This is a genomic window from Amycolatopsis sp. WAC 04182 (genome assembly GCF_003947465.1).
Lineage (GTDB): Bacteria > Actinomycetota > Actinomycetes > Mycobacteriales > Pseudonocardiaceae > Amycolatopsis.
This window is the reverse complement of the sequence record NZ_QHJJ01000004.1, coordinates 646,467-673,043: the sequence shown is the minus strand read 5'-3', so window position 1 is coordinate 673,043 and position 26,577 is coordinate 646,467. Positions and strand designations below refer to the sequence as shown.

Annotated in this window: 21 protein-coding genes; 12 read left to right on the top strand and 9 right to left on the bottom strand. The window is 68.3% G+C overall.

The window, feature by feature from the left end; all coding sequences use genetic code 11:
- Nucleotides 1-28 precede the first annotated feature (28 nt).
- Nucleotides 29-889: a ribokinase gene (locus tag DMH01_RS23450; RefSeq protein ID WP_125679384.1), complete on the bottom strand. Its 861-nt coding sequence runs from the start codon at nucleotides 887-889 to the stop codon at nucleotides 29-31.
- A 279-nt stretch (nucleotides 890-1,168) separates the two neighbouring features.
- Here DMH01_RS23450 and DMH01_RS23445 point away from each other — a divergent pair, with 279 nt between their 5' ends.
- Nucleotides 1,169-1,723, top strand: a complete 555-nt coding sequence (locus tag DMH01_RS23445; protein WP_125679383.1) for a hypothetical protein — start codon at nucleotides 1,169-1,171, stop codon at nucleotides 1,721-1,723.
- Between the two features lie 55 nt (nucleotides 1,724-1,778).
- Here DMH01_RS23445 and DMH01_RS23440 read toward each other — a convergent pair whose 3' ends face one another.
- The 4 genes from DMH01_RS23440 to DMH01_RS23425 are packed head-to-tail and all read right to left on the bottom strand — an operon-like array spanning nucleotide 1,779 to nucleotide 4,929.
- Nucleotides 1,779-2,891, bottom strand: a complete 1,113-nt coding sequence (locus DMH01_RS23440; protein WP_125679382.1) for a DUF6346 domain-containing protein — start codon at nucleotides 2,889-2,891, stop codon at nucleotides 1,779-1,781.
- A 36-nt stretch (nucleotides 2,892-2,927) separates the two neighbouring features.
- Entirely contained in the window at nucleotides 2,928-4,022 is a 1,095-nt protein-coding gene (locus tag DMH01_RS23435; RefSeq protein ID WP_125679381.1) for a WXG100 family type VII secretion target, read from the bottom strand.
- On the bottom strand, nucleotides 4,015-4,356 hold the full coding sequence (locus DMH01_RS23430; protein ID WP_125679380.1) for a hypothetical protein: 342 nt from the start codon (nucleotides 4,354-4,356) through the stop codon (nucleotides 4,015-4,017). The genes DMH01_RS23435 and DMH01_RS23430 overlap by 8 nt, the downstream gene beginning before the upstream one ends.
- A 24-nt stretch (nucleotides 4,357-4,380) precedes the next feature.
- A complete protein-coding gene (locus DMH01_RS23425) occupies nucleotides 4,381-4,929 on the bottom strand; it encodes a YbaB/EbfC family nucleoid-associated protein (RefSeq protein WP_125679379.1) in 549 nt (182 codons plus the stop codon).
- Between the two features lie 190 nt (nucleotides 4,930-5,119).
- Between DMH01_RS23425 and DMH01_RS23420 the strand changes: the two genes are divergently transcribed.
- Entirely contained in the window at nucleotides 5,120-5,491 is a 372-nt protein-coding gene (locus tag DMH01_RS23420) for a hypothetical protein (protein ID WP_125679378.1), read from the top strand.
- A gap of 29 nt (nucleotides 5,492-5,520) precedes the next feature.
- Nucleotides 5,521-6,240 carry a TetR/AcrR family transcriptional regulator gene (locus tag DMH01_RS23415; RefSeq protein WP_125679377.1) on the top strand — a complete coding sequence of 240 codons (720 nt, stop codon included), beginning with the start codon at nucleotides 5,521-5,523 and terminating at the stop codon, nucleotides 6,238-6,240.
- On the opposite strand, the gene DMH01_RS23410 is transcribed toward DMH01_RS23415, so the two are convergent.
- The 3 genes from DMH01_RS23410 to DMH01_RS23400 all read right to left on the bottom strand — a co-directional run bounded on the left by DMH01_RS23410 (nucleotide 6,237) and on the right by DMH01_RS23400 (nucleotide 11,247).
- A complete protein-coding gene (locus tag DMH01_RS23410) occupies nucleotides 6,237-6,974 on the bottom strand; it encodes an SDR family oxidoreductase (RefSeq protein WP_125679376.1) in 738 nt (245 codons plus the stop codon). The genes DMH01_RS23415 and DMH01_RS23410 overlap by 4 nt on opposite strands.
- Before the next feature lie 89 nt (nucleotides 6,975-7,063).
- Complete coding sequence (gene leuS / locus DMH01_RS23405) at nucleotides 7,064-9,925, bottom strand: leucine--tRNA ligase (RefSeq protein WP_125679375.1); 2,862 nt, start codon at nucleotides 9,923-9,925, stop codon at nucleotides 7,064-7,066.
- 170 nt (nucleotides 9,926-10,095) lie between these two features.
- Entirely contained in the window at nucleotides 10,096-11,247 is a 1,152-nt protein-coding gene (locus DMH01_RS23400) for an esterase-like activity of phytase family protein (protein WP_125679374.1), read from the bottom strand.
- A gap of 65 nt (nucleotides 11,248-11,312) precedes the next feature.
- On the opposite strand from DMH01_RS23400, the gene DMH01_RS23395 reads away from it, so the two are divergent.
- Nucleotides 11,313-11,735: an SdpI family protein gene (locus DMH01_RS23395; protein ID WP_125679373.1), complete on the top strand. Its 423-nt coding sequence runs from the start codon at nucleotides 11,313-11,315 to the stop codon at nucleotides 11,733-11,735.
- 61 nt (nucleotides 11,736-11,796) lie between these two features.
- Nucleotides 11,797-12,228, top strand: coding sequence for a hypothetical protein (locus DMH01_RS23390; protein WP_125679372.1), 432 nt, complete (start codon nucleotides 11,797-11,799; stop codon nucleotides 12,226-12,228).
- A gap of 77 nt (nucleotides 12,229-12,305) precedes the next feature.
- Here the strand turns inward: DMH01_RS23390 and DMH01_RS23385 are convergent, their stop codons facing one another.
- The gene (locus DMH01_RS23385) at nucleotides 12,306-12,887 is read right to left on the bottom strand and encodes a YqgE/AlgH family protein (RefSeq protein ID WP_007032276.1); all 582 of its coding nucleotides are present in this window, start codon (nucleotides 12,885-12,887) and stop codon (nucleotides 12,306-12,308) included.
- A gap of 211 nt (nucleotides 12,888-13,098) precedes the next feature.
- Here DMH01_RS23385 and DMH01_RS23380 point away from each other — a divergent pair, with 211 nt between their 5' ends.
- The 7 genes from DMH01_RS23380 to DMH01_RS23350 are packed head-to-tail and all read left to right on the top strand — an operon-like array spanning nucleotide 13,099 to nucleotide 26,567.
- The gene (locus DMH01_RS23380) at nucleotides 13,099-14,406 is read left to right on the top strand and encodes an MFS transporter (RefSeq protein WP_125679371.1); all 1,308 of its coding nucleotides are present in this window, start codon (nucleotides 13,099-13,101) and stop codon (nucleotides 14,404-14,406) included.
- A 55-nt stretch (nucleotides 14,407-14,461) separates the two neighbouring features.
- Nucleotides 14,462-15,073: a YbaB/EbfC family nucleoid-associated protein gene (locus tag DMH01_RS23375; RefSeq protein WP_233621644.1), complete on the top strand. Its 612-nt coding sequence runs from the start codon at nucleotides 14,462-14,464 to the stop codon at nucleotides 15,071-15,073.
- The gene (locus DMH01_RS23370) at nucleotides 15,073-15,402 is read left to right on the top strand and encodes a WXG100 family type VII secretion target (protein ID WP_125679370.1); all 330 of its coding nucleotides are present in this window, start codon (nucleotides 15,073-15,075) and stop codon (nucleotides 15,400-15,402) included. Before DMH01_RS23375 ends, DMH01_RS23370 begins: the two co-directional genes overlap by 1 nt.
- Before the next feature lie 10 nt (nucleotides 15,403-15,412).
- Nucleotides 15,413-22,402, top strand: a complete 6,990-nt coding sequence (locus DMH01_RS23365; protein WP_125679369.1) for a toxin glutamine deamidase domain-containing protein — start codon at nucleotides 15,413-15,415, stop codon at nucleotides 22,400-22,402.
- On the top strand, nucleotides 22,399-22,845 hold the full coding sequence (locus DMH01_RS23360) for a hypothetical protein (RefSeq protein ID WP_125679368.1): 447 nt from the start codon (nucleotides 22,399-22,401) through the stop codon (nucleotides 22,843-22,845). Before DMH01_RS23365 ends, DMH01_RS23360 begins: the two co-directional genes overlap by 4 nt.
- A 5-nt stretch (nucleotides 22,846-22,850) precedes the next feature.
- Nucleotides 22,851-24,320, top strand: a complete 1,470-nt coding sequence (locus tag DMH01_RS23355; protein WP_199745601.1) for a TNT domain-containing protein — start codon at nucleotides 22,851-22,853, stop codon at nucleotides 24,318-24,320.
- The gene (locus tag DMH01_RS23350) at nucleotides 24,321-26,567 is read left to right on the top strand and encodes an ADP-ribosylglycohydrolase family protein (RefSeq protein WP_125679367.1); all 2,247 of its coding nucleotides are present in this window, start codon (nucleotides 24,321-24,323) and stop codon (nucleotides 26,565-26,567) included.
- Nucleotides 26,568-26,577 lie beyond the last annotated feature (10 nt).

Sequence of the window (26,577 nt, the reverse complement as noted above, 5' to 3'; positions counted from 1 at the left end):
AGCCATCAGCAGAACACAGAAGCAGACATCATTCCAGTTCGGACGCCGTCGGATACGAGGGCTGCGCGCCCTGGCGGGTCACGGTGATCGCCGCCACCTTCACCGCCTTGCGCGCGGCGTCGGCCAGCTCGTCGCCCTTCGCGAGCGAGGTGGCGAGCGCCCCGGCGAACGCGTCACCGGCGCCCGTCGTGTCGACGGCCTCGACCTTCGGCGACGGCACCTCCGTCACCCCGTCCGCGGTCACCACCGCCGCCCCCTTCGCACCGAGCGTCACGACAGCGGCCTTCGGACCGAGGTCGAGCAGCTTGGGGAAGTCCGCCTCGCCACCGAGCAGGAAGGCCGCCTCGTGCTCGTTGACCAACAGCACGTCGAGCCCCTGAAGCGTCTTCGCGGAAAGCTCGGCCGCCGGGGACAGGTTCAACAAGGTCTTCACACCGCTTTCGACGGCCTTCGCGACGGCGTGCTCGACGGTTTCGAGCGGGATCTCCAGCGACAACACCACGACCTCGGCGCCGTCGAGGTCGACGTTCTCGGGCCGCAGGGCCGAATTGGCGCCAGGCGAAACGAGGATCGAGTTCTCGCCGTCGGGCGTGACCGTGATGTAGGCGATCCCCGTCGGACGCTCGCTCGTGCGCAGCGATTCCGTGTTCACTCCGGACTCGGCAAGCGACCGCTTGAGCAGTTCGCCGTACGGGTCGTCGCCGACCGCCCCGAGCAACGCGACGTCGGCGCCGAGCCTGGCCGCGGCGACCGCGGTGTTGGCGCCTTTGCCACCCGGCGACAAGACCGTGTCGCCACCCAGTACGGTTTCGCCACCACCTGGCCGCCGGTCGACCGGGACGACGAGATCGGCATTGGCGGACCCGATGACCAGCACCTGAGAAGTCATGGAGGAAACGATGCCATGACCAGCAGTTGTCCGGTCATGACCCTTCTCCGGGCGAAGATGTGAAGAACTTTGTAACTTTCTCGGCGCGTAGTGCGACAATCAGGCGAGCAGCGGAACGCCGTCACTCTTTCGGGGGATAACCTTCCCCCGGGCGTCACTTCGGCGATCACGCCCGCTCTTGAGATGCGTTGCCGCTTTCCAGCGGTGACGTTGCCCCGATCCCGGCCGGTGCCGGGAAGAGGGCATCGGGTCGCCGGCGTCGATCACGTAGCCCCCCGAGTGATCGGCGCCGGCGGCGCCCCGGCTTCGGCGGCGCCGAAGCTTTCAGACCATGAAGACAGTGAGGCGATGACCCCGGGGAACTGGTCTGCACTTCCCGGCCCGGAGTGGTACCGGCCAGAAGAAGCGGCCGACGCGGTCGCAATCTTGGAAACACCCGCATCGAAGGACAGTTCTGCCGCCTTGGCGGTCGGCCGCTTGGCCGGCGCAGTGAGCAACGATCACGCCGGAACGCTATATCCGGCCGCTGTCCCCGCCGTGACAGTCCTGCTGCGAGTCGCCCGGGATCGACCGGGAAAGCCGCGCGCCGAGGCTTTGACGGTGTTGCTGGACTGGTGGGGTTGTTTCGCGCCTGAACCCGGATATGCGAGCTACCGGGATGAAGACGACCAGCCGACGGACTTGGTCGAGGCGATCGAGCGCAGGATCCGGGCCGCAGCGGATGGGTTGCGGACCATCGCCGACGACCGGTCGGACAGCGGTCCAGCCAGGAAAATGGCCGAGGAGCTGTTATCCATGCTGGCCGCGAGCAGCTGGCTGGATTCGCTGGGCTAGCCGCTTTCCGCTCGAAAATCGACGCTCTCGGCCTTCCGCATATTCCTCTCACGTCCTACCGGCGTTTGGCCCGACGGAATCGATCGACGAGTCCGAACAGGCCGAAGCCCCAACGCCGGATCTCGCGCCGAGGCCATCGGGTGAGACCGGGACAATGCTGCTCGATCAGGTCCGAGAACGTCGTGGCCGCCACCCGAGGCACGCCGGGTGACAACTCGTATCCGAAGCTTGTCCCCACTCCTCGGAAATACGTCCGGATCCAGCCATGAAGACCATCCCGCTTCGAAGGAACTGGAACGAGCAGGACCGAAACGACATTCCGGAACCGCATAGCACGAGGCTGATCGAAGACGATCCGCTCCAGGGTCGACCAGGCCAACAAAGTCCCCCGGCCATCGCTGGTCTCTACCGTCAGCCCGTCAGGCTCCACGAGGAACGTCGCCTCCTTCAGCGGCTCCTTCCTACTGAGGCTGTAGAACACAATCGTCGCACCGACCGCGAAGATCGTTCCTGCGATCAGATAGGCCGGGTCCCAAAAGCCGCTGACTCGCACCTCGAAGACCAACCAACCGATGAAGATCCCCAGCGCTGCCAATAGTAGTCCCAAGATGGCGCCGACCTTCGCCCAGCTCGGGTTGCTCTCATGTGCCTCATGATGTCTGACCGGCAGATCCACCGAAGTCGTCGCCGCTTCCGCAGCGCTCTCGTCAGATTCTTCCTTCTTGAACTCTGAATAGACAGCACCGGCTACAACCACCGCGATGAACATGAAGATGAAAAGATAGGCGCCGAAAACATAGTCCAAAAACCAGTACGGATGAGCGACGTTACGTTTCCATTTCCCGTCGTCGTCCATGACGGCGACCGGTTTCCCTTGATCGCCCGGCGTTAATTCCCCTTCGAACTCCATGCCGGTCCGCGTTCCGGTGTCGGTGGCGACGTCCGCCGTGCAAACCCAGTAGTACCCGACACCGCCAAGGCCGATCGGGCCACGAGCAACACAGGAGGTCACCGAAGCCGTGCCGTCCTTGCCCTCGTTCGACCAGCTTGTCAGGCTTACCGGTGCCGCGGCCAGCCGGTGGATCGTGAGAGCCGGGAGCAGCGCCAGCCCCAAGGCCAGAATGAGGACGGCGAGTGAGGCGGACAGTCCCTTCGCGAACGAATTCAAAGCCGCCTCACCAGCAATCGTTGAACGGTGTTGCCACTACAGCGACCCCGAGATCCTCTGGCCACCCTGCTGCCCGAAGATGGGCTTGTCCTCTTGCCGCACTCCGGATGGCGCAGGAGCAGCACCACTGCCGACCACCCCGGATTTCCTCGGGTCGATCGTGGTCTTCTCCTCATCTTCTTTTTCGTCGTCCGCACTTTCACTGTTCTCGGTCGACGCGCCATAATCCAGCGCACCCTTGACCACTTCTTTGACAGCTGCTTTACCGACGCCGCCCAACGTGTCCAGGCCGGCTTGCATCGCAACGCCACCGACGTGGCTGACGACGTCAGCCACGTACTTGCCGCCATCTTTGGCCCACTTCTTCACCAAGTCGACGAATACGACGTCCAGTTTCTTCAGCAGTGCGATGGCGTTGGCGAACGCTCGTTGAAGCTTTTGAACCCACGTAAGGGATTCTCCCGCCTTCTTGATGGCGAAAGGAACTCCCTCAGCCGCCAGGGCAGCGGGGTATCCAGGTGGGGGATAGCGCATAAGAATGAATATGATCTTCGCCAAGGTGTCCGTGATGAGGTCACGGATCACCGTCCGAACGACATCGAGGATGATCTTGCAGACCTCGACGACGGCGCCGGCATCACGTGCGGCGTCGGACAGTGCTCGGTACGAATGCAATTGTTCCTGAACGTATTCGAGGTAGCGGTCGGCCACCGCACCGGTCCAGCCAACGGTGTTCTTCCGAACCTCGGCTGTCAGCTGTTCAGCCGTCTCCTGGACCTTCTTGCTGATGGCCGTCCACTTCTGGGCCTCGAGATCGAGCGCGTCCTGATTGCCGGTGAGCCAGTCGAGAGGCTCCTTCAGGAAGTCGACGTGCTCGATGACCCACCCCAGGCCCCAACTCAAGAGAGTTTCGAGCGGATTTCCACCACTGGTGATCATCGACGCGGCGTCGAATCCGGCCGAACCCAAACTCAGCAGGCCTTCGGTCCAGTCACCTTGAGCCAGCTTTTCGATGCCGCCATAGGTATCCTGAATCGCACCCGCGCCTTCGAGGAAGCTATCGACGGGCCTCTTCTCGGAATCTGTCTCCTCCTTGGCGGCATGGAGGATGCTGTTCTCTCCGTCAGCCATGCCGCACCTGACCCGAGCGGTTGATCAGCTCTGTCGCCGACTCCTCGTCGACCCGACGCGCCTGAGCCCATTTTCGCACTGTCGTGACGTGATGCTCGCCCGCATCGACAGCGCTCTTAAGCGCTTCTGCCGCCTTGTCAGCGGTGCTGCTGCACCAGACGTCGAGAGCTACGAGTTGCCCGATCAAACCGAAATCTCCAGCCTGGATCCGACTTTGCTGATCGGCCGCCAGCGCCGATTGAATGGTTTCCAGCGTTGTCGCGACCTGCTTGGCGTGCTCGTCGATCTGGTCCGGATTTACATTGAAGCCCTGGTCGCCTTGTGGTTGCCCCATGTTTTCCCTCCCTCAAGAACCCGCTCAGCGCAGGAAGTCTCCGCCGGTGAAGTAGTCGTCCTCGTGGTCCGTCTGCTGCCTGCGCGCGGCACGCGGCGGTGCGGGCGGAGACGGAGGGGCGGGCGGCTTCGGAGCGGGAGGCGGAGGCGGAGCGTCGAGTTCGTCTTCGGCGACGAAGCGGTCGTCCTCGTCCATCTCCTGGTGACCGCCCTCGACGAAGCCCGTCGGTTCGGGTTCCGGGTATTCGTTGTGCAGCTGGTTGACCAGCTCGTTCATGGTCTCGGTGCCCGCGATGGACGGCACGCCGGTCTGCATCGCGCCGGCGAGTTTGCTCTGTGCGCTCTGGACGACGCGGAGGATCTCCTGCGCGAGCGCGGGGTTGTCCCGCACGGACGGGCCGATCTCCAGGCCGACGAGGTTCCCCGCGTGGTTGACCTTGACCGAGATCTGGCCGTCCTTGCTGCGTTCGGACACCGAGACGCTTTCGATCTCGGTGCGCATCTGATTCGCCTTTCGCTGGGCGTCGGCCAGTTTGGCCTCGTAATCAGCGAAGAGCTGCTCAGGGTTCGACACGCGAACCTCCCCTGTTCACGTCGTAGCCGTTCGGCGACCGAGTGTGGCATACCCGTCTGACATCGGGGAACGTTTGGCGGACATCCGCACCCCGGTCGTGTGGATCACCACAGCGACCTCCGGTTTTCCCTACCGGATCCGACGGCTTACCCCATGTTCTCGCAGGTCAGTGGCTCCTAGCCTAGTGGGCATGACGATTTCGGACTGGAAACGCGCGGTCTACGCGCTTCTCGTGCTGCCGGGCTACGTCGGTGGCGCGAAGGTCCAGCACGGACTCGCGCGGCACTGGCTCGGGTGGGAGGGCGGGTCCCGGCCGCGGTTCGTGGCGGCCTTCGGTCCGAGCGCGATTGCGTTCCTGCTCGCGTTGCTGCTCTTCTATCTCGTCGGGCGCATCGCGACCTACGGGCTCTTCTGGACCGGGAGCGATCCCGAGGGCACGTGGGGCGGGCCGACGCTGGCGGGCGCGTGGATCGTGCACTTCCTCATCGCCGCCGGGATGGCGATTCCGATCTTCCTGGCGCTCCGGCCACTCACGAGGATTCAGGCCCGCCTTCTGGGGTAATCCCCGTACTGACCACCTAGAATGCCCGGATGACCAACCCCAGCCGCAGGGGCCGCGAGCGGGCGGCGACCGATCAGGACATCCGCCGGACGGCGCGGGCGCTCCTGGTCGAGCAGGGCCCGGAGGCCGTGACCCTGCGGGCGATCGCGCGCGAGCTCGGCATCACGGCGCCGGCGCTGTACCGCTACTACGGTTCCCGTGACGATCTGGTCGAGCATCTTCGCGCGGACGTCGTCGCGGATCTGGCGGCCGGGCTCGCCGAGGACATCGCGCAGCTGCCGGACGAGGGCGCGCTGCAGCTTTTCGCCATCTGCAAGGGATTCCGGCGGTGGGCGCTCACGCACACCAAGGAGTTCACGCTGGTCTTCGCGTCGCCTTCGGGCGACGACACGTTGAGCAGGCTGGACGAGCCGTTCGGGCGGATCTTCCTCGCGGCGGCGGGGCGGGTGCTCGCGATGCACGACCTGGTGACACCGTCGAACGACGTGGTCCCGGTCGAGCTGCGCGACGATCTCACGTCCTTCCAAGAGGAACTGCTCGCCGTGCTGAAGGAGTCCGGGGCGACGTTCCCGCTCGAAAAGCTCGACCTCGGCGTGACGTACCTGATGATCCAGTTCTGGGCCCGGCTCTACGGGCACGTCACGCTCGAGGTCTTCGGCAACTATCCGATCCCGTTCTCGAAACCGGACGTCCTCTTCGACGCGATGCTGGCCGATCTCGCGCGCGAGATCGGCCTGTCCACCGACTAGGCCGCGTGCCCGCCGTCGACCGAAACGGTCGCCGCGGTCACGTACTTGCTTTCCGGCCGCGCCAGGAACGACACGGTGGCGGCGACCTCCGACGGCGAACCGTAGCGGTCGAACACCGTCATGCTCCGCTGGTCGGCGGCGTACGGGCCGTCGGCCGGGTTCATGTCGGTGTCGGTCGGGCCGGGGTGGACGATGTTCACGGTGATGCCGCGCGGCCCCAGTTCCCTGGCCAGCCCCTTGGTCATGCCCAGCAGGGCGGTCTTGCTCACCGCGTACAGCGACATCCCGGGGCCGGGCACGCGGTCCGAGACGCAGCTGCCGATGGTGATCACGCGCCCGCCCTCGCCGAGGTGCTTGGCCGCGGCCTGGGTGGCCACGTAGACACCGCGGACGTTGATCGCGAGCACGCGGTCGATGTCCTCCAGACTCGTCTGGTCGAGCGGGCCGACGAAGCCGACGCCACCGTTGTTGACGAGCACGTCGAGCCTGCCGAATTCGGCGACCGCCGTGTCGACCGCGGAAACCACGGCCGCGGCGTCGGCGCTGTCGGCCTGGATCGCCAGCGCGCGGCGGCCGAGCGCCTTGATCCGGTCCACGACGCCGGCCGCGAGTTCGGCGTTGCTCTGGTAGGTGAGCGCCACGTCGGCGCCGTCCTCGGCGAGCCGGATCGCCGTGGCGGCACCGATCCCGCGGCTGCCGCCGGTCACCAAAGCCACCTTGCCGTCGAGGGTCATGGGGTGTTCTCCGTTCGATTTCGTTGTCCTTGAACAACTCCATCGAATCGCCTCATGACCCTCGACGCTGGCGGCTATCGGCCACGGCGCTACAGCACGATGTTGACCAACCGTCCGGGCACGACGATCACCTTGCGCGGCGTGCCGTCGCCGACCAGCGCGGCGACCTTCTCGTCGGCCAGCGCGGCCGCCTGCACGGCGTCCTTGCCCGCGTCAGCGGGCACGGTGACGCGCGAGCGCACCTTGCCGTTGACCTGGATCGGGTACTCCACGGAGTCCTCGACCAGGTACTTCTCGTCGACGACCGGGAACGGCCCGTGCACCAGGGAATCCGCGTGACCCAGGCGCTTCCACAGCTCCTCGGCCAGGTGCGGGGCCAGCGGCGCCAGCATCAGCACCAGCGGCTCCACCAGTTCCCGCGGCGTGGCCTCGGCCGAACCGTAGGTCTTGGTGACGTAGTTGTTCAGCTCGATCAGCTTCGCGCCGGCCGTGTTGAACCGCATCTCCGCGTAGTCCTCGCGAACCCCGGCGACCGTCTTGTGCAGCTGCTTGCGATCCTCGTCCGTGGCGTCCACAGTGGACACTCGCAGGTCGCCGGTCTCCTCGTTGACGACCAGGCGCCACAGCCGCTGCAGGAACCGCTGCGCGCCGACGACGTCCTTGGTCGCCCAAGGCCGCGAGACGTCCAGCGGGCCCATCGACATCTCGTAGAAGCGGAAGGTGTCGGCGCCGTAGTCGGTGGACATCTGGTCAGGCGTCACGACATTCTTCAGGCTCTTGCCCATCTTGCCGTATTCCTGCTTGACCTCTTCGTCGCCGAAGAAGAACTTGCCGTCCCGCTCCTCGACCTGGTCGGCCTGGACGTAGACGCCGCGTGCGTCCGTGTAGGCGTAGGCCTGGACGTAGCCCTGGTTGAACAGTTTCCGGTACGGCTCCCTGGACGACACGTGGCCCAGGTCGAACAGCACCTTGTGCCAGAACCGCGAGTACAGCAGGTGCAGCACCGCGTGCTCGACACCGCCGACGTACAGGTCCGTGCCGCCGGGGTCGTCGACGCCGTGTTCGGCGGGACGCGGGCCGACCCAGTAGGACTCGTTCTCCGGCGCGACGAACACGTCCGGGTTGGTCGGGTCCAGGTACCGCAGCTGATACCAGCAGGAACCCGCCCAGTTCGGCATGGTGTTGATGTCGCGGCGGTAGGTCTTCTTGCCCTGACCCAGATCCAGCTCGACCTCGACCCAGTCGGTCGCGCGCGCCAGCGGCGAGGACGGCGTGCTGTCGCGGTCCTCCGGGTCGAAGGTCACCGGCGAGTAGTCGGCGACCTCGGGCAGCTCGACCGGCAGCATGCTGTCCGGCAGCGGGTGGACCTGGCCGTCCTCGTCGTAGACCACCGGGAACGGCTCGCCCCAGTAGCGCTGGCGCGAGAACAGCCAGTCGCGCAGCTTGTACTGGACGGTGCCGCGACCGTGGCCGTGCTCCTCCAGCCAGCCGATCATCGTCTTCTTGGCCTCGTCGACGCCCATGCCGTCCAGGCTGAGTCCATTTTCTTGCCGAGAATTGATCGCGGGCCCGTCGCCGGTGAACGCCTTGCCGTCGAAGCCTTCCGTCGGCTGGACGGTGCGGATGATCTCCAGGCCGAACTTCTCGGCGAACTCCCAGTCGCGGGTGTCCTGGCCGGGGACAGCCATGATCGCGCCGGTGCCGTAGCCCATCAGGACGTAGTCGGCGACGAAGACCGGGATCTCCTTGCCGTCGGCCGGGTTCACCGCGTAGGAGCCGGTGAAGACGCCGGTCTTCTCCTTGTTCTCCTGACGGTCCAATTCGGACTTCCGCGCCGCCGCCGCACGGTAGGCGGCGATCGCTTCGGCGGGCGTCGCCGCGTCACCGGTCCAGCGGGCGTCGACGCCTTCCGGCCAGGTGGCGGCGGTCAGTTCGTCGACCAGCGGGTGCTCGGGCGCGACCACCAGGTATGTGGCGCCGAACAGGGTGTCGGGACGGGTGGTGAAGACCTCGATCTTCTGCTCGCCGACCTCGAACGACACGCGCGCGCCGTGCGAGCGGCCGATCCAGTTGCGCTGCATGGACTTGACCTTCTCGGGCCAGTCCAGCAGGTCCAGGTCGTCGACCAGGCGGTCGGCGTAGGCGGTGATCCGCATCATCCACTGACGCAGGTTGCGGCGGAAGACCGGGAAGTTGCCGCGCTCACTGCGGCCGTCGGAGGTGACCTCTTCGTTCGACAGCACCGTGCCCAGGCCGGGGCACCAGTTCACCGGCGCTTCGGACAGGTAGACCAGGCGATGTGAGTCGATGATCTTCAGCTGCTCGGCGCGGGTCAGTTCGCACCAGTTGCGACCGTCGGGCGTACGCCGCTTGTCCTGCGCGTACTCGGTCTCCAGGTCGACGATCGGCCGGGCCTTGCCCGCCTTCTCGTCGTACCAGGAGTTGTAGATCTGCAGGAAGATCCACTGGGTCCACTTGTAGTAGTCCGGATCGATCGTCGAAATCCGGCGACGCTCGTCGTGACCCAGGCCCAGGCGCCGGATCTGGCGCAGGTAGGTCTCCATGTTCTCTTCGGTCGTCTTGCGCGGGTGCTGCCCCGTCTGCACCGCGTACTGCTCGGCGGGCAGGCCGAAGGCGTCGAAGCCCATCGTGTGCAGCACGTTGCGGCCGATCATGCGGTGGTACCGCGCGAAGACGTCGGTCGCGATGAAACCCAGCGGGTGCCCGACGTGCAGGCCGGCGCCCGACGGGTACGGGAACATGTCCTGGACGAACAGCTTGTCCGACGGGACCTCCCCGCTCTCGTCCGCGAGCGGGCCCACCGGGTTCGGCGCGTGGTAAGTGCCGTGGTCGGACCAGTAGTCCTGCCAGCGCTGCTCGATCTGGCCCGCCAGCTCCGCCGTGTAGCGGTGCTGAGGTGCCGCGTCGGCGCCTTCGCTCGCCTGGTTCATCGCCGAAATCCTCCGTGCTCATCCACGTCAAGCCACTCCAGAAACAACTCGACCCCTCAGCCCGGAGGGCATGAGGGGTCGCCGCGCTGGTCCCGGCCGTGGGGCCGAGTTCAGCGCGGCAGGCTAAGGAGCAGCCGAGCCGTGTCCATATGGCCAGTTTAACGCGCTGGTCAAAGCCGTTCCGAGGGGACCGCCAGAGCGATGAACTGGGTCACTTGAGTCGCGGAGAAGTTGTTGTCGCTGACCAGCACCAGGCTGCGCTCGCCGTTCGGCAGGCGCGGCCCCCAGGTCATCCCCTCGACGTTGTCCACAGTGGACAACGTGAAGTCCGCGAGGTCCGCGAGCAGGCGCTTCTTGACCGGCTTGACCTTCTTCGCGTCGGCCAGCGAGGGCGTTTTCAGGATGTTCGTGGCGCCCTTGGTGTCGATCTCGTAGATGCGGACCTTGTTGCCGACGCCGGTGACGAACGAACGCTCCATCACCAGGTAGCGCGTCGGATCGGCCTGGTCGACGGCCAGCAGCGACGAGATGCCGGTGGTCGCGAAGGCGCCGGGCGGGTTCGGCGACGCGAAGACCTTCTCCTGCGGGTACGCGTACTGCGCGAGGACCGGCCCGAACCGCGACTGGAGCGTGATGCGCGACAGGGCGCCCGACGTGGTGTTCGCCTCCGGACCGTCCTGCAGCAACGGCCCCTCGGCCGAGCTGGCGACCAGCGAACCGAAGCCCGCGTACGTGAGGCCTTCGAGGGCGAGGTTCTGCCGCGGCCCCGTCGTCTCGGTCATCTTCTCGTTGGCGGGAATCGGCAGGTCACGGACGTAAGAGCCGTCGCGCTCCGCCTCGCGGATGGACGGGTCGATCCGGGCCGCCGCCGACCGCTCGCCCTCCTGGGACCAGACGTACCGGCCGGTCCAGGGGTCGACACGCAGCTCTTCGGGGTCGATGGTCTGCATGTTCGGCGGCTGCGCCGGGTCGTTCTTCGCGAGCGGCGGGTACGGCGTGCCGTCGGGACGCAGGAGCGGCTTGGTGCCGGTGAAGGTGACCGGGCCGAGTCCCTTGGCGTCGAGGGAGAACTTCGCCGTGTAGAACCGCGCCGGGTTGATCGCGGACCGGTCGTCGCAGATCAGCGCGTATTCGCCGGTGCGGGGGTCGAAATCGATGCTGGACAGGCCGCCGACGACAGTGCCCTCGTAGGGCAGGGCGTTCGGGACGATCTGTTCCCCGATCAGGCGAAGCGGACGGTGACCCGCTTCGGCGGCGGGTGCCGCCATCAGGGTGAGGGGGACGGCCCCGATCAGGGCGGTAACGAGAACTCGGCGTGACATGGCCTGTAGCACAGTCGATCAGGGTATCCGGCAGGTTGCCGGAACGTCACGCTTATCCTCGTGGAGTGTTCGTCATAGCGCTGGTCCCGATCGTGCTGGGTGTCCTCGTCGGCTGGGGTGGGTTCCTCGGCCTGCGCGAGAAGCTGCCGCGTGACCGCGGCGCCGGCGTGCGCACCGCCGCCACGATGCGCAGCGAGGACGCCTTCCGGCTCGGCAACAAGGTCGCCGGGGTCCCGACGCTGGCGGGCGGCGTGATCGCCGTGCTCGCGGGGATCGCCGCGCTGGTCATGCCGACGACGTTCGGGCTGCTGCTCGCCTCGTTCGTGGGCGTGCTCGGGATGATCGCGCTGGTCGCGGCCGGGGGAGTGCTCGGCAACCGCGCGGCCGCGACGGTGCCGGAACCCGAGCCCGAGCGGCCCGCCGGATGCAGTGGCTGCGCCTGCGGCACCTGCGGCGTCTTCAAGAAGGCCGACACCGCCACCGCCTAGCCGATCAGAAGTCGCGTCCCGACTGCCCGGATTGTCGGAGCGGTCTGGTAGATCATGCGCCATGTTCCGCGACTTCAACTTCAAGCTGCTGGTCATCGACAAGCTCATGTACCAGGACAAGCTCATCCAGCCCCGTTTCCAGATCGCCGAAGTTCTCCACGCCAAGGGCGCCACCGGCGACCTGTGGGAGTACCTGGACGAACAGGACCTGCTGTACACCGTCCTCGATGAAGCCCGCCAGTACTTCACCGATTTGGAGTTCACTCCCGACCAGCTGGCCGCCGTGGACGAACTGATCACGGACGGCGGCCTGGACATCTATCACCAGTGCTCGCCGTTCTGGGACGGCGAGGACGACCTCTTCGACATCACCTCACTGGACGACCTCGCCCTGCTGCCCAACCTCCGCGTGATCCACGACATCGCCGGGTCCATCATGGCCGTCCCCGGCGCCGAGGACACTCTCAAGGCCCGCGGAATCGCCGTGGAATGAGCCCTTTTCATCGTGGTTGACAGCGGGTCTCGGTGGCCTGGCGCAGGCGACAACGCAGGCCCGCACCAGGACACCGCCTAGTTGCGCTGGAGGTCTCCCGGATGCGTGGCCAGCAGCGCCAGCGGGATGCCCTGACGACGCAGCACCTGACCCCAGAGGTCGTGGTGCGGCGAAGCGAGGACGTCGCTGGGCAGCGCCGGGACGATCACCCAGTCGTCGCGTTCGATCTCGTTCGCCAGCTGGCCGGAGTCCCAGCCCGCGTAGCCGGCGAAGACCCGCACACCTCGGACCTTCGGCACCAGGATCTCGGGATCGGTGTCGAGATCGACCAGCGCGACCGGGCCCCGGACGGCGATCACGCCGGGCACGCTCGACGCCGTCTCGCCGGTCCGCAGCGCGGCCAGGCACAGCGCGGTCTTCTTCTCGACCGGACCGCCGACGAACACCGACTGCGGTTCGGCGACGTGCCCGCCCCAATTGGGGAGCACGTCGTACACCGGGACGTCACTCGGCCGGTTGAGCACGACGCCGAGCGTTCCCTCGTCCCGGTGATCGATGACGAACACGACGGTTCGCCGGAAATTGGGATCGAACATCGTGGGGGCGGCGACCAGGAGCGTTCCCGGTTCGACCTCGGCGTCCGCTGGCACGTCCGCCATGATCCCACTTCGAGCGAAGACAAATCGTCCGGCTCTGGGAACAACAGCATCACGAGCACCGTTGGACACAACGGTCGGTGCGCTTTCCGTGTCCCCCGGGCTCACTGAAGAACCGCCTTTGTGGAATACCGTCCGGCTGGAGCCACACTGCGCATAGCCGCCGAGAGGCGACCTCAAAGCGCATCGACCACCTTCTCTAAGCTGCGGATCCGTGACGATCAGCGCCCCGGCGCCTTCTCGAACCTTCGTTCGCGACCGTGACTTCCGCCGTCTCCTGTTCACGCGGTTCTCCGCGCACTGGGGCAACGGCATGTACCAGGCCGGACTGGCCGGAGCCGTCCTCTTCAACCCCGAACGCGCCGCCGACGCGCTCGCCATGGCGGGCGGGTTCGCGGCGTTGCTGCTGCCCTATTCGCTCGTCGGACCGTTCGCGGGTGCGCTGCTCGACCGCTGGGACCGCCGGAAGGTCCTGATCTTCGCGAGCCTTCTGCGGTCCTTCACCATCCTCGCGACGGCCGTCGCCGTGGGCACGGGAGCGGCCGGGATCGGGCTGTTCTCCCTGGCTCTGGCGTCCGAAGGCATCTCGCGGTTCATCGGCTCAGGGCTGTCCGCGTCGCTTCCGCACGTCGTCGAAGAGAAATCCGTGGTCGCCGCGAACGCCTTCGCCGCGACCTGGGGTTCGGTGCTCGCCGTCGTCGGTGGCGGCTGCGCGATCGGCCTCCGGGCACTGACCGGCGCCGACGACGCCGGTTCCGCGTGGGTCACCGCCGTCGCCGCGCTGGGCGGGATCGGCGCCGCAGTCCTGGCCTCGGGGTTCGCGCGCGGGCTGCTCGGGCCGTCGACCGTCGACGAGCCGTCGAACCCGGCACTCGCCGTCGCGCGCGGCCTGGCGGACGGCGCGAAGGCGGCCTGGCGGACGCCCAGCGTGACGGCCGGGTTCGTCGCGCTGTTCGCCCATCGCGCGTCGTACGGCATCTCGCTGCTGGTGACCGTGCTGCTGATGCGCAACCACTTCACCGACGCGGGCGTCTTCCGCGCGGGCATGGCGGGGCTGGGGCAGATGGCGGCGTTCGCCGGCGCGGGGATCCTGGTCGCCGGGCTGCTGACCGCCCGGCTGCTCCGGCGGCTGGGCAGGGTCCGGCTGGTGGTGGGCGCGCTGGTGCTCGCGGCGATCGCGCAGCTCGCGCTCGGCCTGCCGATGGTGGTCCCGGCCGCGTTGCTCGCGGCGTTCCTGGTGACCGGCGCCGGGCAGGTGCTGAAACTCTGCGTCGATTCCTCGGTCCAGCTCGACGTCGCCGACGAAGCGCGAGGGCGGGTCTTCGCGCTCTACGACACGCTCTTCAACGTCACCCAGGTCGCCGCCGTCTCGCTGGCCGCGACGGTGATCCCGGACGACGGCCGGTCGCCGGGACTCCTGATCACGGCGGCCGTCCTCTACCTGGTGGGCGCCGCCGGATACCTGCTCGCGGTGCGAAAAAGGAGAACGGCTGATAAGGCTCCGCCCTTGGCATTAGGGTGACGCTTACCGACACCGGGTGGCGTATGCCCGGGATCAAGCACTAGCGGGGGCTCAAGTGACGACGGCCGGCGACGACAGCGCACGCCTCGAAGCGCGCAATGCCGCCATGAAGGACCAGGTCGACACGCTGCTCGAACAGTTCGAGCGCCAGACGGCCCAGCTCCGGGACGCGCAGGAAGCCGCTTCGCAGACGTCGGCGACGGTGGTTTCGCGGGACGGCCTCGTCCGCGCCACCATCGACGCGACCGGCACGCTCGCCAAGCTCGAGATCCAGCCGAACGCCTTCGAGCGCACCACTCCCGCGCAGCTGGCCAACACCGTGCTGACGTTGGTCCGTCAGGGATCGCTGCAGGTCAAGCAGCAGGTCGCCGAGCTGATGGCGCCGATCACCGAAGGACTGCCGGACCTGTCGGACCTCATCGAAGGCGCGCCTTCACTCCAGGGGCTGATGCCGGCGATCCCCGACTTCCTCGCGGCTGAAGAGGAAGAGGCACCGTCGAAGTCCGACGAGGACTTCGACGCCCCGCTGATGATCAAGGACGAAACCCCGCCGCCGCCTCCTCCGCCGCCTGCCCCGCCGACGCCGAAACCGGTGCCGAAGCGTGTGCGTCAGCAGGACGACGATGAGGAAGAGCCGCCTTCGAGCTGGCTGACCAGGGGAGTCTGATGCCGAACGGTGGGGGCGGAGCCGGATTCACCGCGGATCCGGATGCGGTGAAGTCGGCCGCGGCCAAACTGGGGATCGCCGCGGACCAGCTGGACGAGGCGGGCAAGGAACTGGTGGCCGCGATGAACTCGCTCGGCCAGTGCTGGGGCAACGACGACGCGGGCAAGGAGTTCGCGAAGGACTACGAGCCCGGCGCGCAGGGCTCGTCCGAAGGGTTCGCGAACATCGTCGAGGCGCTGCGAGGCATGCAGCACAACGTCGAACGGTCGATGACCGCGTACACGAACGCCGAGGAAGAGATCAAGTCGACGCTGGACAAGAAGGTCTAGCGCCGTGGGTATGGAGATGCCCGACGCGGTCAAGTGGCTCTTGCCGATCGTCGTCGGGGAAAGCTGGCCCGAAGGCGACGAGGACAAGCTCCGCGAACTGCGCGACGCCTGGCACAACGCTTCGAAGGCGATTCAGCCGATCGCCGACACCGCGACCAAGGGCGCCACCGAGGTCCTCGGCGGCTGGAGCGGCGAGGGCGCGGAGAAGTTCGCCGAGGCCTGGAAGAAGTTCGTCGAGGGCGACGAGGCGTACTTCAAGTCGCTGGCCGATTCCTCGAAGGCGCTCGGCGACTCGTGCAACGCGACCGCGCTGGACGTCGAGTACACGAAGTACATGATCATCATCTCGCTGGTGATCCTGGCCGCGCAGATCGTCGCGATGATCGCGGCCGCGGCGGTGACGTTCGGCGGGTCGACCGCCGGGATCGCCCCGGCGCAGATCGCCACCCGCATGACCGTCCAGATGATCTTCCGGCAGCTGATGCAGAAGCTCGCGCAGGAAGGCTTCAAGAAGGTCGCGAAGGAACTCCTGGAGAAACTTCTCAAGGAGGGCCTGAAGAAGATCGGCAAGGAGGTCCTGCAGAACACGGCGATGAACCTCGCCATGGACGCGGGCATCCAGGGCCTGCAGATGGCCAAGGGCGACCGCGAGAGCTGGGACTTCAGCAAGACCAAGGATTCCGCGATCAGCGGCGCCGTCGACGGCGTGGTCGGCGCGGGCAGCAGCAGTATCGGCAAGGGCGCCACCAAGGGACTTTCCGACAGCGTCGGCGGCCAGATCGTCGACAGCGCGGCGCGGGGTGCCGTGCGCGGCGCGGCCGAAGGGGTCGCCAGCACGGTCGGGCAGGCCGCCGTCACGGGTGACCTGGACAAGCTTTCGGCCAAGGACGTCCTGATGGGCGCGTCCGGCGGCGCGGTCGGCGGTGGTGTCGACGGGGCGAAGAGCCAGATCGGCGACATCAAGGCCGCGAACACGCCCGGCGCTTCGGCGGGCGACGGCCCTTCCACGCCGGATGTGGACACCGGGGATGCGGGGACGCCTTCGCGTACTCCGGGCTCTTCGGATTCCGGTTCTTCGTCGGACTCTCGTTCTTCTTCGGACTCTCGTTCTTCTTCGGACTCTCGTTCTTCCGCGGATTCGGACTCCTCGTCGGATTCCGGTTCTTCTTCGCGGTCGGACTCTTCGTCGGACTCGGCGCCACGGTCCACTTCGGACAGTCAGGCGGCTTCGAGCCGCGGTTCGGACGGCGCCGCTGATCCGCAGCCGCGTTCCGAGAGCGGCCCGCAGCGAGCGGCGGACAGCGACCGGGTCAGCCAGTCCTCGACGCAGGCCCCCGAACGTCCGGCCGACGCCCCGGCGAACACCGGTGACGGTCAGCGTGCGCCGCAGACCCACCAGAACGCTCCGGCGGCCGCCGCGGACAACGGTTCCGGTCAGCAGCAGCAAAACGCGGCGGGTAATCAGCAGCAGGCACCCGCTGCCCAGTCGCAGACACCCGCGGCGACCCCGGCCCAGACACCGGCTTCGAGCCCTGCGGCGAGCCCGTCTCAGGGACCGGCGTCCAGTCCGGCGCCGGGCCCGTCGCACAGTCCTTCGCCGAGCCCCTCGCAGTCCAGCGCGATGCCGCCCGCCGCCGCTTCCACGGGTGCGCCGTCGAGCTCGGGCGGATATGGCATGGCGTCGAACTCGCCCGCCCCGTCGGGTGGCTACGGCATGGCTCCCGGCGGCAACCCGCCCGGCAACGGGCCCGCCCCCGGTGGTTTCCCGCCGGGCGGACACGATCCGTCCCGGCCGGTCCGGCCGAACGACGGCGTCCAGGCCGCGGGTTTCGCGGGCAACGGCGGACCGCAGCAGCCGCGTTTCGACCAGCCGCCGCCTCCGATGCCCTTCCAGGGCCAGCAGCCGATGCAGCCGCCGCCTCCGGGTGGTTTCGCGCCGCCTCCGCCGCCGCCTCCCGGTGGTGGTGGCCCCATGCCGCCGCGAGGACCGCAGGGGCAGCCCGGCCCGATGGGCCCGCGTCCTCCGCAGCAGCACCCCGGTCAGGGTGGATATCCGCAGGACCGCGGGCCGCGTCAGCGTCCTCAGCAGCCGCCGCAGCCTCCTGGCCCGCAGGGTCCGCCGCGGCCGCCTCAGGGTTATCAGGGCAGGCCTGGACCTGGCCCGAACGGTGGGGTCCCGCCGCGTCCGCAGACGCCTCCGCCCGGTCCGCCTCCGGGCAACCGTGGTCCGGCCGGCCATCCGCCGCCTCCGCCGCGGCCCCAGCATCCGGGCAACGGTCCGTTCCCCGGCAACCGCGGCCCCATGCCGCCACCCGGTCACTACCCCGGCAGGCCGGGGCATCCGGGGCAGCAGCCCGGCAGGCCGATGCCGCCCGGCGCCGAGCCGCCGCGGTTCGGCGGTCCGCAGCGTCCGCCGCAGGTTCCGGCGCCGCGTCCCGGCCACGACGGGAACACGGGCCCCCAGCAGCGTCCGCCGCAGCAACAGCCGGTGCGGCCGATGGAACACGCGCCGCCCCAGGACCGCGTCGGGAACGACCTGCCCAAGGACACCGAGCTCCCGAAGGACGTCGAGACTCCCAAGGACGCCGAAACCCCGAAGGACGTCACGCCCGGCGACAAGACCGCCGACGACCTCGCTTCCGCTGTCGACGAGCGGTACCTGACGGATCCGGACTTCCACACGGACGATCCCGCCGCCTACCGCGCGCTCGCCGAGACGCAGATCGACAAGCGCGGTTTCGACAAGGACACCGGGGAAGCGCGGAGCGAACAGGTCCGCCGCGAAGGTCTCGCCAAACGCGACGCCCACGAAGATCCGCGCGTCAAGCAGATGTCGGATCAGGGCGCCTACGCGGTGCACAGCTACACGCGCACCGACATGGCCGAGCGGATCACGCACGCCCAGCGGCACGGTGGCCCGGAGCTGGAAGCGCTCCGTCCGCACATCGAGGCGATCACCTCCGGCCTCAACGAGATGCCCGCCTACGAGGGTCTCGTCTCGCGGCGGGTGAACTTCGGCGGCAACGAAAGCGCGATCCGGGCCTTCCTCGAAGCGCACGCCAAGGGCCAGGTCATCGTCGACCCGCAGATGCTGAGCACATCGCGGGTCACCGCCGAACATCCGCACAGCAACTTCCCCGGCGAAGTCGAGATGCGCATCCAGTCGAAGACCGGGCGCCACATCGAAGACCTCGCTTCGAAGAAGGAAGAACGCGAAGTCCTGATGAAGTCGGCGACGCAGCTGCGCGTCACCGACGTCAAGATGGGGCCGGGGCATCCCGAGCACCCGCACTACAAGAAGCGTCTCGACGACGGTTCGCCCAACGACCTGCCGAAGTGGATCGTCGAATGCGAAGAGGTCGTCGCCGGTGACGACGGCCATCTGACCTCGGACCAGGTCCAGCAGAAGGTCGCCGAACGGCGCGACTACAACAACGCGGTGCAGGAGCGGCTGGCGCAGGAAGCGGCCGAGCAAGAGGCTCAGCTGCGCCGCGATCACCCGGAGCTGTTCCAGGGCCAGGGCCTCGCGGGGCTCGAAACCAAGCTGGCCGACGGCAAGGGCGGCTGGATCGACGCCACCGACGCCCCGGCCCGGGACACCCCCGAGCCGCCGAAGGAGCACGCTCCCGACGGTGGCTGGTCAGAGCTGGCCAAGCCGCTCGAAGCGGGCGGGACGCCGGTCATCCACGCCGGTTCGACCGAGACGCCGCACCAGCAGGTCCGGCTGGTCATGGACGAGATCCCCGCGATCGGCGAGGCCAACACCCGCAACTACTACGCGCCCGAGTCGTGGAAGGACGGCTACCAGACGAACTCGGCCGAGGCGCTGGTCGCGTTCGAGGACCGGATGAACGGCGGCGACTCGGTCGCCGCGCCGTCGGCGGGCGGTTCACCGCTGCAGCACGTCAGCGACCGGCTCGGCGGACAGTGGTCGGATCGGAACGGTTTCGCCGACATCGCCCGCGAGGTGGGCGAACGCCCGGTCGGCGCGCGGACCGCGGTGGCGTTCGAACATCACGCCGCCGGCGATCCGAACGCGCCGGAAGGCTCGCCGCGGTCCAAGGACCGGGTCGAGACCCGGATCGTCGCCGCGGTGAACACGCCGCACGGCGTGGTCTTCGCCGACCCCATGACCGGGCGGCTCGCGACGCTGCCCGACGATCCGACGTCGATCAAGGCGATGCCGATGGGCGGCGGCGACGCTCCGCACACGCCGGAAGCACCGGAGCGCACGCACACCGAAACCCCGGTCCAGGAGCAGGCGCCCAAGACCGAACTCGACATCGCCGATCGCCTCAAGGGCCCGGAAGAAACCCCCACGCGGGTCGACGAGAGCTACCTCTCCGACGACGGATTCCGTGGCACGCCGGAGGATCACAAGAGCCTCCGGGACCGCTACGACAGCGCCGAACTCGCCGAGCAGGCTCGCGAAAAGGCGCTCAAGCGGCTCGAAGCCAGCCCGCTGAAGGACCGCGTCTCGCCCGAGGCCGCCGAAGCGATCTACTCGTACTCGCGCGAACACGCGTACACGATCAACGACGCGAACCGCCGGGGTGAGGCGCACCCCGACTTCGAGAACGCCCAGCGCAGCACCCGGGCGATCGTCGGCGCGCTCAACGAGCTGCCGGACTTCCACGGCGAGGCCATCCGCGGCATCGACACCAAGGGCGACATGCGGGCCGCCGAGATCATGGCGGCGCACTACGAACCCGGTCAGACCGTCCCCGAGCCGACGATGACCAGCTCGACCATCAAGACGTCGCCGGACACGAAGTCGAAGTTCGGCGAAGACGTCGAGATCCACATCGTCTCGAAGACGGGCAAGGACGTCTCGTCGCTCGCCGAGAACCCGCGCGAGAACGAGGCCATCAACAAGCCGGCCACGCAGCTTTACGTGCACAGCAAGGAGTTCAAGACTCCGCCGCTGGTCGACCGGCCGAAGTGGGTCATCCACGCCGAAGAGGTCGTTCCCCCGGACCCGCGTTACCTCGACGCCGAGACCGCCAAGCAGAAGATGGACGAGCGGCGGGCCCGGCACGCCGCGGAGGCGCCGGAACTCGCGCGTCTCGCCCAGGCGCAGTCGATGGCGCGCCTCGGCGGCTTCGACGAGCCGCGGACTCCGCACGTCACCACGGAGAACCCGGCGCAGCACAGCGTCGCGGACGCCGACAAGGGACCCGAGTACGGCGACCAGCCCGCTCAGGACCACTCGGCCACCGACGACACCCTGGAACTGCGGGTCCCCGAGCGGGACTACTCGTCGCTGGCGGTCGCGACGAACCCGCCGAGCGAACCGGCGATCCACGCCGGTTCCGCGAGCCCCGCGCAGCAGGCCGCGTACATCGCCGACCGGCACCCGCGGCTCGGCGAGGTCAACCCGCATTTCAACGACCCCGACGCGCTCGCGAACGGCTACCGCTCCAACTGCACCCGCACGCCGGGCGCGTACATGGACCGGCTGAACGGCATCGACTCGACCGCCGATCCGCTGCTCGTCCACGAGATGGACAGCCGCGGCACGCTGGAACACGTCGAAGAGCGGTTCGGCGGGGAGTTCTCCGACCGCGCCGACTACGACACCGTCATCCGCGAGATGCGGGGGATGCCGACCGATCACCACGCGGTCGTGGCGGTGAAGTACCTCGACGAGAACGGCGTCGAACGCGGCCACGTCGCCATGGTGGCGAACACGCGGGACGGCGTCGCGTTCATCGACCCGCAGTCGGGTGCGCTGATGAACCTGCCGCATCCGCCGCTGGGCGTGAAACTGATGCACGTCGGCGTCCCGGAAGGCCCGGCCGCGCAGCCCGTCGACCCGCGGATCGCGTTCGCCAGGGACGACACCCCCGACGTGCCGCCGTCGCGGATCGGACCGGACGGCCGTCCGATCGTGGACGCGGGCTACGGCATGGCCCACGACGAGCCGGCCCAGCACAACCGGGCCGATGGCGAGCGGTTCCTGAACGATCCCGAGGTCGCGGCCGCGGTGGACGGGCTCGACCCGGACAAGAAGCGGGCCGTCCACGAGGACGAAAACGGCGTCAAGCACGATGTCGGGCCGATGCGGGACTTCATCCGCGAGCAGCTGCCCGCGCATCCGGAACTCGTCCGGCTGATGGAGCACCCGGACAACGCGTACCTGCGGGCTTCGCTGCTCAACAACCCGATGACCATCGGCAGCCTGCTGTTGCACCCGGAGGCCATCCCGATCCTCGAAGACGCCCTGCGTGACGTCGAGGAACGCGGCTACCAGATGATCGACGACGTCCGCGAGGACGGTCCCGGCGACACTCCGCTGACGCAGGAGCAGCGGGACCTCGCGAACGCGGCGGCGGACATCGCCGCCGACGTGGAGCCCGGCGATCAGTACCACGCCGGCTTCGATCGGGCGGACAAGGGCGATGCCGCGAAGATCCAGGAATTCCTGGACGCCGAGCGGGCGGCGTGGCCGCGGAACCAGGGCGACCTCAACCGGATCGCCGAACGGATCGCGGAGGAGAACAACGGCGACGCGTCGGGCAGGCCCGGTCCGAAGGACGACGACCGCGCGAAGGCGAAGATCGCGGGCTACGACGGTGACGCGTCGAAACTGACCGACCTGGTGGGCGTGAAGATCCAGTTCGACACGCTGGCCGACGTCTACAACGCGCTGAACGCGGTGATGGACGATCCGGATCTCCGGATCGTCAGCTTCGACGACCGGTTCGCGAATCCGCAGGACAGCGGGTACCGCGATCTGCAGATGAACGTCCGGCTGCCGAACGGGCACGTCGCCGAACTGCGGCTGCACCTGAAGCACATCGACACCGTGTCGGCCTACGAGCACGCCTTGTACGAGGTCCGCCGCGACTTCCCGACGTACAACCGGACACTGGACGAGAACACCAAGAAGAGGTTGTCCCCGGAACAGGCCCTGCTGGAAGCCGCGTTGATGGACCGGGTCCGGGAGAAGTTCATGGCCGGTCTCCGCAAGGGCCTGCCTCCTGAGGAGACCACGTGAGCCAGACGCCGTCCTTCTACACGTACTTCGGGAAGACCTACCGCGTCGAGCCGACCCCCGACGGAGGTCTGACCGGCTTTCTCCTGAACCTGAGCACCGGCGAGTTCGACGAAAAGCCGGAACACGTGCGTGAGGTCATGTGGGCGATGGCGAGCTCGGACATCAGCAAGGTGTCCGAAGAGAAGTTCGTCCAGGAGACCGAGCGCGCCCGTGCCTACGAGCTCAAAGGCGGCGGGCCGATCTTCGCGCTGTACGAGACCATCGACGGGCTGTACGCGCAGGCCAAGCGCGAAAACCGCCGCGTGGAACCGCAGGAATCGGCGTTGATCAAGTCGCTGCGCAAGCGCACCTTCAAGATGTGGGAGGACGAGCTGGCCCGCCGCGCCGCCGGTGAGCCGCCGTCGTTCCGGGCGGAACCCCGTTTCCCGAACCGGGCGCGATGATTCACGTGGAACAACTCACTCCGGAACAGCAACGCGGGCTGCTGGTCGAGATCGGCAAGCTCATCCGCTCGGGTGTCGCCGACGCGGCCCATCCGGCCGTCGCCGATTTCCGGCAGGCCGGGGAGCACACCGAACTCGAGGTCCACAACTGCGCGCCCGCGCCCGAGCTGAACGATCTCTTCGGCAGGCTTCGCACCGGCATGTACGCGACCGGCCGGGGAACCTGGTTGCAGTCGCGGTTCACGCTCAAACCCGACGGCACCTTCGACTTCGACTTCACCCTCGACGATGAACCGGCGTGGACCCGGCAACCGGCGACTTCGGCGTACCCGGACGAGCTGGCCGCGTTCCCGCGCGAGGACGAGCACGTCCCGGACTGGTGGCGGCTGCGCGCGCAGCTGCCGTTGCGCGTCGAGTTCCGGCACGCCCGGATCGTCGACGCGTACACCGAGGGCGAGCCGCCCGTGGTGGAGAGACCGGAGCTCGACGAGTCCGAAGCGCCGCTCATCGCGCAGTATCTCGAGCGTGAGCCGGCGATCCTCTCCGGCAGCGGGCTCGGCAAGGACATCTTCGATCCCGAAGCCGACGGCGACGTCCCGGAGAGCTACCACACCGACGGCACCTGGATCTGGCACGCGTCCGTGCCACACTACCTGCGGAAATACGGGATCCCGCCGGAGCCGGACCTGGTCGGGCACATCCGGGGCCAGCGGTTCCAGCCGCCGTACGTCGAGCACCTCGTGCGGCGGACCGCGGAAGCGGATCTGCTCGGCAAACCGCGGCCGAAGCCGGGCCGCTCCGACGTCAAGAAGACCGAAGGCGACATCGCCGCGGAGCTGGAGACGTCGCCGAACCCGGCACTGACCGACGAAGAACTCCTGGTCGTGCTGGTCAGCAGGCTCGGCGAGCACGGCGTCTGGCCAGAGGCCTACCGCATCGGCGACCGCGCGGACGGCGCCTGGTGCCTCAACTTCACCGAGAAGGGCTGGGAGGTCGCGGCCTACTCGGGCGGCGCCCCCGTGTCGCCGAAGTACTTCGACAAACTCGAAGACGCGTCGCATCAGCTCCTCGGCGCGCTTCTCCTGCATCCGGCGAGGATGACCGCCGGGCACGAGACGCCACTCGAGACGGCGAAGGAACTCGCCGACTGGCCGGTGCAGGCGGCGCCGGGTGAGCCTCCCCTCACCTTGCTCCGCAACAAGCGCGTGAGCCGGATGGTCGCCGGTACGGTCGTACTGCGGTTCGGCGAGGAAACCGGCAATCTGGTTCACCACGGAGGGGTACGGTTCGCCACGACGTCCCTGCCGCTGGAACGGGAGCGCGTCGGTGGGACCTACCGGCTGCGACGCCCGCTCCACGTGATCATCGGTGTCACCGTCCCGTGGGCGAACATGCCCGGCGGGGCGGTGGCCTACGTGCTCCCGAGGACCATCGCCGAGCACGTGTCCGACGGCAGCCTGGAGAGGATCGAGTAGGTGGAATCGGCGGAAGCGGTAGCCAAGGTCGAAGAGTGGCTGCGCGCGGTCCACGGTCCGGACGTGTCCGAACCGGGCGGCGCCGGCCTGCGCGTGAACCACGAGAAGGTCCTGCGCATCCCCGAGGGCTGGTCGGTCCCCTACAACACGATCGCCTTCCTCGACGAGGGTCATGCCGAGAAGGAGATCTTCCCGCCGCCGTCGGTGATCGTCCGCGAACCGGACGGCGAACTGCGCCAGGCGCATCCGCAGCCCGGCGGGCTCAGCGTCCCGGTCGCGTTCCCGGGCCAGGAGGCCTGGCGCGAGGTCGTCGACCCGGAGTACGCCAAGGCCGGTCTCGGTGACCTCGGTGTCCCGCCGCCGGTCGTCGCGGGCTGGGTCAAGGTCAACGCGGAAGGCGTGCAGACCGGGGAGGAACGGGAGAACCCGGAGTACAAGGCCGGTCCGGTCCGCCGCGGTTACCCGAAGCCGGAGAACAAGCTCGAAACGCTGCTGTCGTTCGCCAGCGTCGGCTGGCTGACCAGGGAGCAGTTGCTCGTCGGCCTGCTGCGCTGCGAGGTCTACGTCCCGCTCGACCTGGCGTCGGGCAAGACGGAACGGTTCTACTTCAACGAGGAACGCGCCGAGCTGAGGGTGTTCAGCTCGACCAGGAACCTCCCGTCCCGGGAACACGGGTACTGGAAGGTCGACATCGCCACCCTCGCGGGTTACGAGAGCCCCCCGAACCTGGTGATCAACGGCGGTCCCGCGACGTTCGAGGACGTCAGCAGCGCGGAACTCGCCGAGACCGCGCTCCGGTTCCCGCGCCGGGGCCCCGGCGTCGACGTCAACGAGCGCTGCCCGGAGGCCGACCCGGAGCTGGAGGCGCTCGCCGCCGACACCGCCGCGAAGATGGGCCTGTCCGAACCGGTGAAGCCGCCGCTGGCCGCCGCCGAACGGGCCCGCCGACGTGGGTTCGAGCTGAGCGTCGAGGAATGCCAGAAGACCGTCCTCGGGCAGTCGTGGCTGGCACGGCTCCGGCAGCCGGAACCACCTCGCGGCCGTCCGAACGATCTGCGGGCCAACGGGCTGGCGCCCGCCTACGACAACGAGGGGCAGATCCAGCCGCGTCTGGACACCTTCGGCAAGTACTTCGAGCGAGACCGCTCCAGCTCGCGCTACGGCTGGCAGCGCGTCACGGGCGCGTACGTCGGCTTCGCGCTCGGTGAGGCGCTCGGCGCGGCCGTCGACCGGATGCGGCTCGACGAGATCCACAACACCTACGGCCCCGACGGGGTCACCGATCTGCCGGTCGCGTTCGACCTGCCCGGCCGGATCGGGCCGCTCACCCAGCGGCTGCTGTTCTACACCGAAGCCGTGATCCGCAGCCCGCATCGCGAGCAGCCGGAGAACCGCGACGCCGAGAAGGCGCTCGGGACGGTCGCGCGGAACTCGCTGATGCGCTGGCTGCACACCCAGGGCGCACCGCTGGAAAATGCCGACGGCTGGCTCGTCAAGGTGCCCGAACTCCGCGTCCGCCGCACGCCCGACGACGCCGAGCTGAACGCTTATCACGCGCTGGCGACCATCTCGCCGACCGCGATGCCGATGAGCGGACCGGACGCGCTGGTCGCGGCGCTGCCTGCGGCGATGACCGCGGCCGGCCCGGGGAGCGCGATGAGCGGCGGCGTCCGCCAGGCGGTACGCGACCTCGTCGCGGTGACCCATCCGGGCGAGGTCGACGTCGAAGCGGCGACCTACCTGACCTGGCTGTTCGAACCCGCGCTGACCTCGGAGGCGTTCAGCTACCCGATCTGGAACACCTCCCGGGAGATCTTCAGCGACCAGAACCCGCACCAGCGGGGGCCGGTCTGGGCGGATCTCAAGGCGATGGTCGCGGAATCGGTGCCGTTCTTCGGCAAGCACGGCCTGCCCGATCTGCGGGTCCCCGAGCTGATCGGCGACGGCAAGGGCACGCTTTCGGTGCTGGGCCGCGCGTTCGCGGCGCTGTCCGGTTTCGAGAACTACCCGGAGCAGGCGCTGCTGCGGGCGGTCAACCACTCGGGCCGCAGCGCGATCACCGGTGCCATCGCCGGTGCCCTGCTCGGCGCCCGCACCGGCATCCCCGGTCTGCCGCAGAAGTGGGTCGAGCAGCTGGAACTGCGCTACCTGGTGGAGAACATCGCCACGGACGCGTTCTGGCACTTCGACCGTCACTCGGCGCTGCACGAGGTCGACGGCTGGGCCCAGCGGTATCCGCGCTGGTGAAAGATTCTGG